We start from the raw sequence: 13318 nt of genomic DNA, 5'->3' as shown, positions 1-13318 counted from the left end.
CTTACCAGAAGAAGTTGTGGATCACGTCAACAACTTCGCCTGAATAGGTATCGACCAGAATCACATCGTTCCAGTAACGGACCCAGCGGTACGAGCCGTAAGCCGGTGGCAGGCGGTACGACCAAGGATCATTGATCCAGTAGTTGTTGCCATAGAAGCCTGAGTTCAGGAAAATCCCGATCGACAGGCGGTTGTACCCATAACCGCGATAGGGCGCATAATACGTTGGCAGGCGATAGAAGCCACGGTTGAGGGTGCGATACTGGCTCCAGTTGTAGCGGTTGTCGCGACGCCAGTCGTTGCTCCAGCGGCGATTATCGCCCCGGTTGTTATTGTTCCAACCATCGCGCCGACCGTTGTTGCTGTTCCACGAATTGCCGCGCCCGTCGTTGCGATCCCGGTCGCGGTAATCGCGGTTGCGGTCCCGGTCGGCATAGCCTTGGTTCCGGCCATTCCAACTGCCATTCGCGTTGCGGTTATCGTCGCGGCGATCATTGTCACGCCAATTGCCGTTGTTGCTGCCATTGTTGCGGCCGGGCGACGTGCCATTCCAGCGGGTGCCGTCCCAGCCGCGCTGCGGTGTGGTCTGCGCGGTGGTTGGCCGGTCCGGCGTGCGGATCTGCGAAGGGGCCGGGGTGGTGCGCTGCGGTGTTGCACGGTCTGCCTGGCCACGGTCTTCGCGGCTCCAGCGTGCGCCGTTTTCGACATTGCCGGTGCCGCGCCAGCTGCCCGCAGCCGGGCGCTCTACACGCGGCGCAGCACGCTGTACGGGTGCCGCGGCTGTTTGAGGCTGCTGCTGGACGCGCTGTGGGCGGGCCTGCGTTGCCTGACGGTTGCCTGCGTCGCCGCTCCGGCCCCACATCCGGCCACCGCCACCATTGCCACCGTCACCGTCACGCGCGCCGCTGCGTTCGCCGCGCTGCTGCCGCTCCTGCGCCATGACTTCTAAGGGAATGGCGGTGGTTGCCATTGCCACGACCAGCACTGCGATGGCGCTCTTGCTGAAGATTGACTTGCCGGACATCGTGGCCGACCCTTTCCCGATTGTTGGCCGTGACACTTCAGGGCCGTTACCATTTCGTAATACCTGATTCGCGCTGTCCGATATATGAACCGGCTTGACGGCCTCTCGTTCAGGTTTGTGTGGAGAAACATGAATGGAGCTGACGCTGGATGGGGTGCTGGCCGATGCGGCGGGGCGGCTTGTTGCAGCAGCGCAAGACCGTCGGCACGCGATGCACACGCCGGTGGTGGGCACCGCCGATGGTGACCTGCGGATCATGGTGCTGCGAGAGGCGACCGCAGACCTTGCACGTTTGCGCTTTCACACAGACCTGCGCAGCCCCAAGTGTGCACTGATCGGTGATGGCGCTCCGGTTTCATTGCTGGCTTATGATCCGGCCGCGCGCGTGCAGTTGCGCATGCGCGGCGCGGGGTGGATCGAGCACGGCAGCCTTCTTTCGGACGCCGCGTGGGAGCGATCTGCCCCTTCCAGCCGCCGCTGCTACTTGGCCGAGGCGGGACCGGGCGCTCTGCTGGACGAGCCGGGATCGGCGCTGCCCGAAGACCTCTTGTACCGCGCGCCTCTGCCCGAAGAGACCCTGCCGGGGCACAGCAACTTCGCCGTGCTGCTGGTCGAAGTGCGCAGTCTCGATTGGCTGCGGCTGACACACCTTGGCGGAGAACGCGCAAGATTTGCCCGCGCTGGCGCGGATCTGCCGTGGCGCGCAGAATGGGTGGCACCATGAGGAGAATGCCATGAACAGCCTCAACCTTGCCCTTGCCGTGATGCTGCTGGCACCGGCAACAGCACTGGCGGCACCGGCGGCCACATTGGCAGACCTCGCGTGGCTGCAAGGCTCTTGGGAGGGCGAGGGCATTGCCGGCGCGCCCGCGCTCGAATCCTACAGCGCGCCCGCCGGTGGCCAGATGGTCGGCCACTTCCGCCAGATGAGAGCCGATGGCATGGTGATGTTCTACGAAATCATCACCATCGTGGAGCAGGGCGGATCGCTTGCCTACCGGCTCAAGCACTTCAATCCCGACCTGACCGGCTGGGAGGAAAAGGACGAGGTGGAGGCTTTTCCACTGACCGCAAGATCGGCAGACCGCTTCGATTTCTCCGGCCTCGTCTATGAACGCACCGGCCCTGACGCAATGACTGCGTCAGTCGTAGTCGAGGAAAAAGGCAAGCGCGACACGCTGGTCTTCCGCTTCCGCCGAAAGGGCGGTTAGCGGAAGACCAAGCGGATCAGATCAGCGCGTCAGCTTCTTGTAGGCCAGCGCGGTCGGGCGATCCGCAGCATCGCCCAGACGGCGGCGCTTGTCTTCTTCATAGGCCGCGAAGTTGCCTTCGAACCATTCGACGTGGCTGTTGCCTTCGAAGGCCAGGATGTGGGTGGCGAGACGGTCAAGGAAGAAGCGGTCATGCGAGATGACCACGGCGCAACCGGCAAAGTTCTCGATGGCGTCTTCCAGCGCGCTCAGCGTTTCCACGTCAAGGTCGTTGGTCGGTTCGTCGAGCAGCAGCACGTTGCCGCCCAGCTTCAGCATCTTGGCCATGTGGACGCGGTTGCGTTCACCGCCTGAAAGCTTGCCGACGTTCTTCTGCTGGTCCGCACCCTTGAAGTTGAACGCGCCGACATAGGCCCGCGTGCTCATCTCCTGCTTGTTGACGGTCATGTAGTCCAGACCGTCAGAGATTTCCTGCCAGACGTTGTTCTTCGGGTTCAGATCGTCGCGGCTCTGGTCAACAAAGCCGAGGTGAACGGTGCTGCCGATTTCCACCGTGCCGCTGTCCGGCTGTTCCTTGCCGGTCAGGATCTTGAACAGCGTGGACTTGCCCGCGCCGTTAGGCCCGATGATGCCCACGATGCCGCCCGGTGGCAGCATGAATGACAGGTCTTCGAACAGCAGCTTGTCGCCAAAGGCCTTCGAGATGTTCTTCACCTCGATCACCTTGCCGCCAAGGCGCTCGGGCACCTGAATGACGATCTGCGCCTTGCCGATAGGCCGGTTGTCCTGCGCGTTCTGCAGTTCTTCGAACTTGCGGATACGCGCCTTGGATTTGACCTGACGGGCAGCGGGCGTCTGCCGGATCCACTCAAGTTCGCGGCTGAGAGCCTTCTTCTTGCCGCTTTCCTCGCGATCTTCCTGTTCAAGGCGCTTGGCCTTCTTTTCCAGATAGGTCGAGTAGTTGCCTTCGTAGGGGAAGTATTTCCCACGGTCGAGTTCGAGGATCCAGCCCACCACGTTGTCAAGGAAGTAGCGGTCATGGGTGATCATCAGCACCGCGCCGGCATATTCCTTCAGGTGGTTTTCCAGCCATTCGACGGATTCTGCGTCAAGGTGGTTGGTCGGTTCGTCCAACAGCAGGATCGAAGGCTTCTGGATCAGCAGGCGGGTCAGCGCGATGCGGCGCTTTTCACCGCCGGAAAGGCTGCCCACCGGCCAGTCGCCCGGCGGGCAACGCAGCGCTTCCATCGCGATTTCCAGCTGATTGTCGAGCGTCCAGCCATCGACCGCGTCGATCTTGTCCTGCAGCTCGCTCATTTCAGCGCCCAGCGCATCGAAATCGGCGTCTTCCTCGCCCATCTCCATGCCGATCTGGTTGAACCGGTCGACCATATCGGCAATTGCGCGCGCGCCGTCCTTGACGTTTTCAAGCACGGTCTTGCTCTCGTCGAGCTGCGGCTCCTGCTCAAGATAGCCGACCGTGATGTTCTCACCCGGCCAAGCCTCGCCGGTAAAATCCTTGTCGATCCCGGCCATGATCTTGATGAGCGTCGATTTACCGGCACCGTTCGGGCCGACAATACCGATCTTGGAACCCTGATAGAATTGCAGGCTGATGTCGCTCAGCACCGGCTTCTGCGCGCCGGGGAATGTCTTCGTCATGCTTTTCATGACGTAGGCGTATTGGGCAGCCATGTCTGGTCCTTGGATGAATGGCGAAAAGGAGTTGCGCCGCCTCTACCGGCTAGGAACCGCGCGGGCAAGCGGGGCGTAACAAACAAGGGCGTCGGCAGGGCTTGGCAGGTGGGAAGCAGGACGATAGCAAGGTTGCATGAGAAACCTTTCCCGCGCCACCGCGCTCACCGTCGCCCTCCTGTCCACAACAGCTTATGCGCAGGAGCCAAAGGGCGATGTTGCGTGGGATATTCTTGCAGGGCTTACCAGCGAAGTCGGCCCGCGCATGCCGGGCAGCGAGGCTGAGGCGCGCGCCCGCACCTGGGCCGATGCGCGGCTGAAAGCGCTGGGCTTCAGCAACGTTACGGTCGAGCCCTTCACCATCCGTGGCTACGTGCGCGGGCGTGACGAGGCGAGCCTGATCGCGCCAATCCCGTTCAGGCTGGCCGTCACCGCGCTGGGTTACAGCGGCACCACGCCGGACAAGGGCGTCGAAGGTGAAGTCGCCTATTTCCCCACGCTCGATGCGCTGAAAGCCGCGCCCGCTGGTTCGCTCACGGGCAAGATCGCCTTCATCGACCACGCAATGAAGCGTGCGCAGGATGGCAGTGGCTATGGCCCTTATGGCGCTGTGCGCAGGCAGGGACCGGCCATCGCAGCGGGCAAAGGCGCGCTGGCCACGGTGATCCGCTCCATCGGCACCGACAGCCACCGCAATCCGCACACCGGCGGCACCACGTTCCCCGATGGCGTGAAGGCCATCCCGGCGGGCGCGGTGTCAAACCCGGACGCCGATCTGATCGCGCGCATCGCCGGCAATGGCAAGCCGATCCGCCTGAACCTGACGCTGACCGGCAAGACCGTTGACGGGCTGCCTTCGGGCAACGTCTATGCCGATCTGCCGGGGCGCGATCCGTCGCTGCCCGCGATCCTGCTGGGCTGCCATCTGGATAGCTGGGATATGGGCACTGGCGCGATTGACGATGCGGCAGGCTGCGCGATCATCACTGCCGCCGCAATGAAGGCGCAGGAAGGCGGCAAGCCCCTGCGCACGATCCGTGTATTGTGGGCAGGGTCAGAGGAACTGGGCGGTTTTGGCGGCAGGGCCTATGCCGATAAGCACGCAGAACCTTATGCGTTGGCGATGGAAAGCGATTTCGGCGCTGGCAAAGTGTGGCGTGTGACGTTCAGCATGGCCGACGCGAACAAGGCCCTGACGGACCGCATTGCCACGGCGCTTTCACCGATGGGCATTGTGCGCGGGGCGGGCAAGGCCAGCGGCGGCACCGATGTCGCTCCGGTCATCGCCAAGCAAAAGCTTGCCGTGGTCGACCTTGATCAGGACGGCACGCACTACTTCGATCTGCACCACACGCCTGATGACACCTTGGACAAGGTCGATCCGGCGGAATTGGCGCAGAATGTGGCTGCGTGGACCGAGGTGCTGAAGATCGTGGCGAACGAGGCGGGGCCGATTGCTGCGGTGGAGTAGAACGAGAATGGCATTCTAACCCAAAGCCATCACACCATTCCGTTCGTGTCGAGCGGAGTCGAGACACGTTGCGCGATGTCTCGACTTCGCTCGACACGAACGGGTAATGGCTCGACACGAACGGGTGACGGGGTGATATTGTGTCATTCGGCCTGTAAATCCCCAAACCCCGCTCAATCCGCGTTTTCGGGAAACTCCACGACTGTCGTCACGCCATTGCGGCTGTCGGTGGTCACTTCGCCGCCAAGTTGCGAGACGAAGCCCTTGATAATCGTCGTGCCCAATCCGCGATGGCGCGGGGCCTCGTTTCCGCTGGCCGGATCAAAGCCCTTCCCATTGTCGGCGATGGTCAGGCGCAGGCGGCTATTGCCGCTGCGCTCAAGCGTCAGCCGCACTTCGCCCGGTTCCCCCTCAGAAAAGGCGTGCTTGATCGAATTGTTCAGCACTTCGGTTACCAGCAGCATCAGGGTCATCATGCGGTCCACCGCAATGCGCGCGTCAACCGCATCGACGTTTATCGTCACATGGCTGGCGTCGGCCACTTCCTGCGCATGGCGCACCACGCTTTCGATCTGTTCAGGCACGGCCAATTCACGCGCAGCGGGATCGTAAAGCTGGCGGTGCACCCGGCCCATCAATTCGATCCGGGTATCCGCGCTTTCCAGAATGCGCATGGCAGACGCCGGATCACGCTCAATCTGGCGTCGTTGCAGGCGCAGCATCGATGAAACAGAGGCGAGGTTATTGGCCACCCGGTGCTGCAGTTCCTTGAACAGCAGGGTTTGCTGGTCGGCCATCGCGGAAAGCTGGCGCTGGCTGTCCTCCAGCCTTGCCTGCCTTTGCTGCAATCCATCGATCAGCAGAACATCAACCACCACCACAGCTGTGAAGAACAGCAGCGCTGTCGCCACCGGAACGCTCAGCGCGAAACTCTCGATCGGGGGGATGAAATAATACCACGAAGCCAGCAGGCTGAGCACCCCGCAAACCGTGCCGGGACCGCGCCCGCCCAGAAACGCGGCGATGATCACCGCCGGAAAGAACGTCAGGAACGGGAAGCCGGGCGGCAGCAAATGATCTGCGGCAAACCGGGCGACGGTTGCTATCAGAGCGAAGAGCACGGCAAGCGAATAGGCGGTCAGCCTGCCGCGAACGGGTCTGAATAGGGCGCGGGCAACTGGCAGCATATCTGGGTGACGATTGGCAGCAACATTGATGCTTTGCAATGTCACAAGTTACAAGCCCGCCGAAATAATCGGCGGGCTTATGGTTTCATTCGCAATTTGTCTGTCAGATGCGCTCGATTACGATGGCCGGGGCCATCCCGCCCGCCGCGCACATCGTAATCAGGCCATAGCGCCCGCCAGACCGCTCCAGTTCATCCAACGCAGTGCCGATCAGGATGGAACCGGTTGCGCCGATAGGGTGGCCCAGCGCCATCGCGCCGCCATTGATGTTCACCTTCGAGCGGTCCAGTTCCAGATCTCGGATGAACTTTTCGGCAACCACGGCGAAGGCTTCGTTGATCTCCCAGACGTCGATGTCGTCCTTGGTCAGGCCCGCCTTGGCCAGAACCTTCTTCGCCGCTGGAACCGGCGCGTTGAGCATCAGCGTGGGATCGTCGCCCTGATTGGCATAGGCCACGATGCGCGCACGCGGCTTCATCCCGTGCTTTTCGGCATAGGCGGGCGAGACGATCAGCAGTGCCGCCGCGCCATCGACCACGCCCGAGGAATTGCCCGCATGGTGGAAGTGCTGAATTTCCACGTCGGGGTAACGGCGGTTGATCTGCTTGCGGAATGTGGTGCCGCCAAGGTCAAAGTCGGCCAGCCCGGCAAAGCTTGGCTTCAGTCCGGCCAGACCCTCGGCAGTGGTTTCGGGGCGGGGGAACTCCTCACGGTCCAGCGCGACCGATCCGTCCTCGTTCAGCACCGGCACGACCGATTTGGCAAAGCGGCCTTCCTTGATCGCCATGTCGGCGCGCTGCTGGCTGACCAGAGCCAGCCCGTCGAGCGCCTCGCGGCTGATGCCTTCGATGCTGGCGATGGCATCACCGCATACGCCCTGATGCGATTGCGGGTGGATCGCGTCCAATGCCATGTTGCCCGATCCCATGCCCAATGGCTTGATCCCGGCGTTGGCCTGCTCTGCACCGTGCGTGGCGTGGAAGCTCATCATTTCGGTGCCACCCGCAATCACGCAATCTTCCATGCCAGACATGACCGAAGCGCAGGCAAGGTTCACCGAAGTGATGCCGCCGCCGCAGAAGCGATCCAGAGTCGTGCCGCTGGCCGAGATGTCATATCCCGCTGCCAGCGCGGACATGCGGCCAAGGTCGCCGCCCTGCTTGCCCACCTGTGACGAGGTTGACCAGATGATGTCGTCCACCGTTGCCGTATCAAGATTGTTGCGGTCTTTCAGCGCCTTGAGCACCGTTGCCGCAAGATGCTGCGGATGCAGATGCGAAAGCGCGCCCTTGCCGGGCTTGCCAACTCCGCGTGGGGTGCGGACGGCGTCGATGATATAGGCTTCAGGCATTGCTGACTCTCCCGCTGGGCTTGTTTAATCGCTCGATTAACGCAAGGAGCGCGTGTGTGCAACCCTTAACCGGCAGGCTCGACAGCGGCGCTGCAACCTGCCAGCCTCGCGAACATCCACACAGCGAGGCCCCATGCTTCATCACGAACTGCTCGAACAGGCGCACCGGCATGCCGACGCCATCGTCGCCCTGCGCCGCGCCATCCACGCGGAGCCGGAACTCGGCCTGCACACGCCCAAAACGCGCGACAAGGTGCGTTCAGCACTTGCCCATCTGCCGCTCGAATGGCGCGAGGGGCCATCGACCACCGGCCTCGTCGCCACACTGAAAGGCAGGGCAGGCGCAGGCCGAAGAGTCCTGCTGCGCGGCGACATGGACGCGCTGCCGATGACCGAGCAGACGGGCCTCGATTTTGCCTCGACCATCCCCGGCGCGATGCACGCCTGCGGCCACGATACCCACACCGCCATGCTGGCAGGGGCTGCCGAACTGCTCTGCGCGCGTGCCGACGAACTGGCAGGCGAAGTGCAGTTCATGTTCCAACCGGGGGAAGAGGGCTACCACGGCGCGCGCTTCATGCTCGACGATGGGTTGATCGATCCACTGCCCGATGCTGCCTTTGCGCTTCACATCATGCCCAACAGCCCCCACGGGCTGGTCGCTGGCAAAGCGGGCGCACTGCTCGCCTCAGCCGACCAGTTCGACATCTTGGTCGAAGGGCGCGGTGGCCATGCCTCGATGCCGCACGATGCGCTCGATCCGGTGCCCGTGGCCTGCGAGATCGTCACTGCGTTGCAGGCCCTCGTCACGCGCAAGTTCCCGGTCAGCGATCCGGTGGTTGCCACTGTGGCAAAGATCGAGGCGGGCACCGCGCACAATGTCATCGCCGACAGTGTGGCGATGCGCGGCACCTTGCGCACGCTTTCCCCCACCAACCGCGCCCGCCTTCGCGAAGTGCTGGATCAGGCCGCCACGCATATCGCGCAGGCCCACGGCATGACCGCCACGGTCACCATCACCCCCGGCTTCCCGGTCACCGTTTGCGATGCCCGCGCGGTCGATCTGGGCGAGAAGGTGGTGCATGCCATCAGCGGCGATGGCGGATTCCACCGCCTTGATGCGCCGATCATGGGCGCGGAGGACTTCTCCTATGTGCTGGAAAAAGTCCCCGGCGCGATGTTCTTCCTCGGCGTCGCGCACGAAGGCGCGGACTGGCGCTCGTGCTGCTCGATCCATTCCACGCGCATGATGGTGGATGAAAGCGTCCTCCCGCTTGGCACCGCCGTTCTGGCAGGCTGCGCGCAACGGTTTCTGGCAGAGGGCTTTGCCGCATGATCTGGTGGGATGGCGTCATGCCGTCGATGGAGCGGCTGACGAAGCTTGGCAGTTCGTCCATGCCCGCGCACCTCGGCATCGAGTTCGTCGATTGCGGGCCGGACTGGATTCGCGCGCGCATGCCGGTCGATCACCGCACGCATCAGCCATTCGGCAGGCTCCACGGTGGCGCTTCTGTTGCGCTGGCCGAAACGCTCGGATCAATGGCGGGCGCGATGGTCGTGGACCCGGAAAAGTTCCTCGGCGTGGGCATGGAAATCAACGCCAACCACTTGCGCCCCGTGCGCGAAGGCTGGGTCTATGCCACCGCGCGGCCCGAAGCCTTAGGCCGCACCACGCACGTCTGGTCCATCAGGATTGAGGATGAAGCTGGCAAGCTCGTCTGCATTTCGCGCTTTACGCTGGCCATCATTCCACGCGAACGGCAGTGACACTGTGAATTTAATCACATTTCATGGAACCAAGCTTTAGGAACTGCATTTCGGTGGTCAGGCACCATTGATATGAACAGAAATTTTCCCAACAGCGTCCCTGAAACTGGCCTGAATGACCAGGCTCACACCGCGTTTGATACCACCGCCGCGCGCGCCCGCGCAGAGCATCCTGAAGATACCTTCGCAGGAGCGTCCGGCGTGCTGTTCGAACAGGCTATGGCCCAAACCCGCATGGCGATATGCCTGTGCGATCCGCACCAGTCAGATGTGCCGATTGTTTTTGCCAACAAGGCGTTTCGGCAACTCACCGGATATGATGATCATGAGATCGTCGGTCGCAACTGCCGCTTCCTGCAGGGTCCGCGAAGTGATCGCGGTACGCTCGACCGGATCCGCAAGGCGATTGCTGAAGAAGACGTGCTGGTGGTCGAAGTGATGAACTATCGCAAGGACGGCACCGCGTTCTGGAACGCGCTGCACCTCGGCCCGATCTACGATGCCGATGGAAAGCTGGTCTACATCCTCGGCAGCCAGTGGGACGTATCCGATGTACGCGCCGCCCGCGCCGATGAGCGCCACGCCCGCGATCTTGCGCGCGAACTTTCCCACCGCATGAAAAACATGTTCGCGGTGATCGGCGGCATCGTCAATTTCACCGGTCGCGTGCGCGGGATTGAAACCGAAGCGCGCGAGATCAACGAGCGTATTCAGGCGCTGGGCCGCGCTTATGAAACCACGCTGGATGATTCTCACCGCGGCACTGTCGAAGTCGGGCAGGCGATCCGCGCCGTCCTCGCGCCCTACGATCCCGATGGCACCCGCATCCGTTTCGAAGGCAACGGGCTGCGCTCCGATTTCGCCTCGGTCTCGGTGCTAGGCCTTTCGCTCCATGAACTGGCGGTCAATGCGCTGAAGCACGGCGCGCTCAGCAGCAACGATGGCCACATCTCCGTCGCGTGGCGCAGGAACGGGGCGGCCGATGGCCCCGCCATCTGCATCGATTGGACCGAGCATGGCAGCCTTCCCGGCGCCCCGGCTATGGGCAGTGGCAGCGACGGTATCGTCGACCGGATGCTCAACATGGCTAGGGGGGGTATCGTGAGAGAATGGGATAGCGATGGCCTGAAGGCGAAGCTGAACATACCCCTGAGAGACCACGCAGAATGACCGGAATCCTTCCTTCCACGGGCGAGCCGTGTCGTGTGCTCGTGCTGGATGACGAACCGCTGATCCTGCTTGATCTCGAATTTGCGGTCGAAGACGCCGGTTGCAAACCGCTGACTGCGCTTGATCTCGTCGAGGCCCTGGCCATCGTGCAGAACAACGCGATTTCCGCCGCAATCCTCGATGTCTCGCTGGGGCAGGGCCAGACCTGCGAACAGGTTGCCCGCACTCTGGCGGGAATGGGCATTCCCTATGTCCTGCACACCGGCGACCTTGATCGGATGGACGAGGCCGTGCGCAGCCTTGGCGGCACGCTGGTGCCAAAGCCTACGCCTGCCGCCGTGGTTGTCGCCCGCGCGCTGGAGCCGCTGGCCATCCGACTGGATTGACCCCTTGCGCCATTTCGCTCGCCCGCGCATCAGCAATCGCAGCTAAACGGGGCGAACCCATGACATCGACGACCGAAGCGACAACCGAAGCGCGTGTGCTCGAAATGGCGGGCATCCACAATTTCCGGGACTATGGCGGATACGCTGCCCGTGCCGGGCGTTTGCGCAAGGGCATGCTGTGGCGATCAGGCCAGCATAGCGATGCAACCGTCGAAGACCTCGCCCGCATCCACACCTTGGACATTGCCACCGTCATCGACTTGCGCGGAGACAGCGAGCGGCGCGCCAACCCCTGCCTGCGCCATGCCGAATTTGCCGGAAATGTCGTGTTCCATCCCGGCGAAACCGCCAGCGCCGCAGGCCGCGCCGCGCACGAGGAAGCCGCGCGCGATGTCCGCACTCCCGATGACGCACGCCGCGCCATGCGCAACCTTTATCAGACGCTTCCCTTCCGCCCGGTCCTTGTCGGCACGTATCGCCTGTACATGAAGGCGCTGGCCGAGCGCGACGGTCCCAGCCTGCTCCACTGCCTCGCCGGAAAGGACCGCACTGGTGTGGCCGCTGCCTTGGTTCACGATCTGCTTGGCGTCCACGGTGATGACATCATGGCAGACTATTTGCTCACCAACACCGCCGGCAACGCCGAAGCTCGCATCGAAGCGGGCGCACGCCATGTCCGCCAAGGCTTCGGCGTCAGCATGGACGATGCCGCCGTCCGGGTACTGATGGGCGTCGAAGCCCCGTTCCTCGAAACTGCCTTTGCTGCGATCCGCGAAAGCTACGGCAACACGGAACGCTATGCGCGCGAAGTGCTGGGCGTTACCCCTGAAATGCTGCAAGCGATGGAGCGCAACCTGGTCGAGGCTTGAGGCAGGTCACGCGGCCTTCACGTAAGCATCAAGCCGCGCCAGCATCGCGGACTGGTCGGTTTCCGGCAGCCACGCCGCCTCAAACCCGTTGCGTGCAATCGCGATCAATTCTGCGCGCGTCAGTTGGCTGCGCTCTACTGCCCGGATCAGCACGTCGTCCACGTACTCGCTGCCCATATAGGCCGGGTCGTCGGACGAGATCGTGACTTTCAGTCCCGCGTCCATCATTGCCCGCACGACGTCCACCGGCACCTTTTCAGTGCGTCTCAGCGTGCCCGAAAAGGTTGGGCAGACCGTGAAATATATGCCGCGCGCCTTGGCAATCGCCACCAGTTCGGGAGACTGTACGATGTTGCCGCCGTGGTCGATCCGGTCCACCTTCAGATCGGTCAGCACGGTGCGGATATTGCGCAACGTGTCTGTCTGGTCCACGTCGCAATGTGCGGTCACTTTCAACCCGTTCGCGCGCGCTTTGGCGAAGTGTTCGCGGAACTTTTCGGGCGGATTGCCTGCCTCATCGCTGTCCAGCCCCACGCCCACCAAATCGGCCTTGAACGGCAGAGCGGCATCCAACGCCGCCATCGCGCTTTGCGCTGAATGATCGCGCACAAAGCACAGGATCAATTGCGAACGGATTCCCAGCTTGGCCTCGGCATCCCCGCGTGCCCGCGTGATCCCGCCAATCATGTCGGCCATCGCCACGCCGCGTTTCAGGTGCTCCTGCGGATCGAAGAACATCTCGGCATAGATCACGTTCTGTGATGCCGCCTTGGCCAGATAGGCATAGGCAAGGTCATAGAAGTCCGGTTCCTTCTGCAGAACCTTCATTCCGTCATAGTAGATGGCAAGGAAGCTCGGCAGATCGTGATAGATATAGCTGGCCTTCATCGCCGCCACATCGGCAAAGGGCAGGTTCATGCCGTTGCGCTTCGCCAGCGCGAACTTCATTTCGGCTTCCAGTGTGCCTTCCAGATGCACGTGGTATTCGCTCTTGGGCATGCCCCGGATGAACGCCGCCAGCGCTGGATCGCTGACCGGTGCCACTGCGCCACCGCGCCCCGGCAAGGCGAATATGGCAGTGGTTGCGGCCAGTCCCCTGATGAAGTCCCTGCGATCCATGCCCTTTGCCCCCTGCAATTCCTCTGCGCTTGTCGGGTGGGGTAGGCGCTGCTGTCAAAAGCCTTTTG

Annotated in this window: 13 protein-coding genes; 8 read left to right on the top strand and 5 right to left on the bottom strand. The window is 62.7% G+C overall.

The genetic code is table 11. The features are described 5' to 3' along the window. Position 1: 1 nt before the first annotated feature. Positions 2–1024 (bottom strand): RcnB family protein, encoded by a 1023-nt coding sequence (locus Q8R81_RS15050; RefSeq protein WP_305619217.1) that lies wholly within the window; start codon positions 1022–1024, stop codon positions 2–4. 133 nt (positions 1025–1157) lie between these two features. Here Q8R81_RS15050 and Q8R81_RS15045 point away from each other — a divergent pair, with 133 nt between their 5' ends. Next, positions 1158–1748, top strand: a complete 591-nt coding sequence (locus Q8R81_RS15045; RefSeq protein WP_305619213.1) for a flavin-binding protein — start codon at positions 1158–1160, stop codon at positions 1746–1748. 10 nt (positions 1749–1758) lie between these two features. Then, positions 1759–2235, top strand: a complete 477-nt coding sequence (locus Q8R81_RS15040) for a DUF6265 family protein (RefSeq protein ID WP_305619212.1) — start codon at positions 1759–1761, stop codon at positions 2233–2235. Between the two features lie 21 nt (positions 2236–2256). Here Q8R81_RS15040 and ettA read toward each other — a convergent pair whose 3' ends face one another. Continuing rightward, positions 2257–3930, bottom strand: a complete 1674-nt coding sequence (gene ettA / locus Q8R81_RS15035; protein WP_305619210.1) for an energy-dependent translational throttle protein EttA — start codon at positions 3928–3930, stop codon at positions 2257–2259. 136 nt (positions 3931–4066) lie between these two features. On the opposite strand from ettA, the gene Q8R81_RS15030 reads away from it, so the two are divergent. Continuing rightward, the gene (locus Q8R81_RS15030; protein WP_305619208.1) at positions 4067–5401 is read left to right on the top strand and encodes a M28 family peptidase; all 1335 of its coding nucleotides are present in this window, start codon (positions 4067–4069) and stop codon (positions 5399–5401) included. 173 nt (positions 5402–5574) lie between these two features. Here Q8R81_RS15030 and Q8R81_RS15025 read toward each other — a convergent pair whose 3' ends face one another. After that, entirely contained in the window at positions 5575–6588 is a 1014-nt protein-coding gene (locus tag Q8R81_RS15025; protein WP_305619206.1) for a sensor histidine kinase, read from the bottom strand. Positions 6589–6691: 103 nt separating this feature from the next. Continuing rightward, a complete protein-coding gene (locus Q8R81_RS15020; RefSeq protein WP_305619203.1) occupies positions 6692–7939 on the bottom strand; it encodes an acetyl-CoA C-acetyltransferase in 1248 nt (415 codons plus the stop codon). A 133-nt stretch (positions 7940–8072) separates the two neighbouring features. On the opposite strand from Q8R81_RS15020, the gene Q8R81_RS15015 reads away from it, so the two are divergent. The 5 genes from Q8R81_RS15015 to Q8R81_RS14995 all read left to right on the top strand — a co-directional run bounded on the left by Q8R81_RS15015 (position 8073) and on the right by Q8R81_RS14995 (position 12131). Continuing rightward, entirely contained in the window at positions 8073–9275 is a 1203-nt protein-coding gene (locus Q8R81_RS15015) for a M20 family metallopeptidase (RefSeq protein ID WP_305619201.1), read from the top strand. After that, positions 9272–9706: a hotdog fold thioesterase gene (locus tag Q8R81_RS15010; protein WP_305619199.1), complete on the top strand. Its 435-nt coding sequence runs from the start codon at positions 9272–9274 to the stop codon at positions 9704–9706. Before Q8R81_RS15015 ends, Q8R81_RS15010 begins: the two co-directional genes overlap by 4 nt. A 72-nt stretch (positions 9707–9778) precedes the next feature. Next, positions 9779–10876 (top strand): PAS domain-containing protein, encoded by a 1098-nt coding sequence (locus Q8R81_RS15005; protein ID WP_305619197.1) that lies wholly within the window; start codon positions 9779–9781, stop codon positions 10874–10876. Beyond that, positions 10873–11262, top strand: a complete 390-nt coding sequence (locus Q8R81_RS15000; RefSeq protein ID WP_305619195.1) for a response regulator — start codon at positions 10873–10875, stop codon at positions 11260–11262. The genes Q8R81_RS15005 and Q8R81_RS15000 overlap by 4 nt, the downstream gene beginning before the upstream one ends. Before the next feature lie 59 nt (positions 11263–11321). Further along, positions 11322–12131 carry a tyrosine-protein phosphatase gene (locus Q8R81_RS14995; protein ID WP_305619193.1) on the top strand — a complete coding sequence of 270 codons (810 nt, stop codon included), beginning with the start codon at positions 11322–11324 and terminating at the stop codon, positions 12129–12131. A gap of 6 nt (positions 12132–12137) precedes the next feature. On the opposite strand, the gene add is transcribed toward Q8R81_RS14995, so the two are convergent. After that, a complete protein-coding gene (gene add / locus Q8R81_RS14990; protein WP_305619191.1) occupies positions 12138–13250 on the bottom strand; it encodes an adenosine deaminase in 1113 nt (370 codons plus the stop codon). Between the last annotated feature and the right edge of the window lie 68 nt (positions 13251–13318).

This window comes from Novosphingobium sp., from assembly GCF_030696665.1.
Taxonomy (GTDB): Bacteria; Pseudomonadota; Alphaproteobacteria; order Sphingomonadales; family Sphingomonadaceae; genus Novosphingobium.
Note: the sequence above shows the minus strand (reverse complement) of the source record. Positions and strands in the feature narration are given on the sequence as shown.

What these genes read in the sequence shown, in the direction of transcription:
- Q8R81_RS15050 (WP_305619217.1), bottom strand. Translation starts at nt 1,024, where the DNA reads ATGTCCGGCAAGTCAATCTTCAGCAAGAGCGCCATCGCAGTGCTGGTC.
- Q8R81_RS15045 (WP_305619213.1), top strand. Translation starts at nt 1,158, where the DNA reads ATGGAGCTGACGCTGGATGGGGTGCTGGCCGATGCGGCGGGGCGGCTT.
- Q8R81_RS15040 (WP_305619212.1), top strand. Translation starts at nt 1,759, where the DNA reads ATGAACAGCCTCAACCTTGCCCTTGCCGTGATGCTGCTGGCACCGGCA.
- ettA (WP_305619210.1), bottom strand. Translation starts at nt 3,930, where the DNA reads ATGGCTGCCCAATACGCCTACGTCATGAAAAGCATGACGAAGACATTC.
- Q8R81_RS15030 (WP_305619208.1), top strand. Translation starts at nt 4,067, where the DNA reads ATGAGAAACCTTTCCCGCGCCACCGCGCTCACCGTCGCCCTCCTGTCC.
- Q8R81_RS15025 (WP_305619206.1), bottom strand. Translation starts at nt 6,588, where the DNA reads ATGCTGCCAGTTGCCCGCGCCCTATTCAGACCCGTTCGCGGCAGGCTG.
- Q8R81_RS15020 (WP_305619203.1), bottom strand. Translation starts at nt 7,939, where the DNA reads ATGCCTGAAGCCTATATCATCGACGCCGTCCGCACCCCACGCGGAGTT.
- Q8R81_RS15015 (WP_305619201.1), top strand. Translation starts at nt 8,073, where the DNA reads ATGCTTCATCACGAACTGCTCGAACAGGCGCACCGGCATGCCGACGCC.
- Q8R81_RS15010 (WP_305619199.1), top strand. Translation starts at nt 9,272, where the DNA reads ATGATCTGGTGGGATGGCGTCATGCCGTCGATGGAGCGGCTGACGAAG.
- Q8R81_RS15005 (WP_305619197.1), top strand. Translation starts at nt 9,779, where the DNA reads ATGAACAGAAATTTTCCCAACAGCGTCCCTGAAACTGGCCTGAATGAC.
- Q8R81_RS15000 (WP_305619195.1), top strand. Translation starts at nt 10,873, where the DNA reads ATGACCGGAATCCTTCCTTCCACGGGCGAGCCGTGTCGTGTGCTCGTG.
- Q8R81_RS14995 (WP_305619193.1), top strand. Translation starts at nt 11,322, where the DNA reads ATGACATCGACGACCGAAGCGACAACCGAAGCGCGTGTGCTCGAAATG.
- add (WP_305619191.1), bottom strand. Translation starts at nt 13,250, where the DNA reads ATGGATCGCAGGGACTTCATCAGGGGACTGGCCGCAACCACTGCCATA.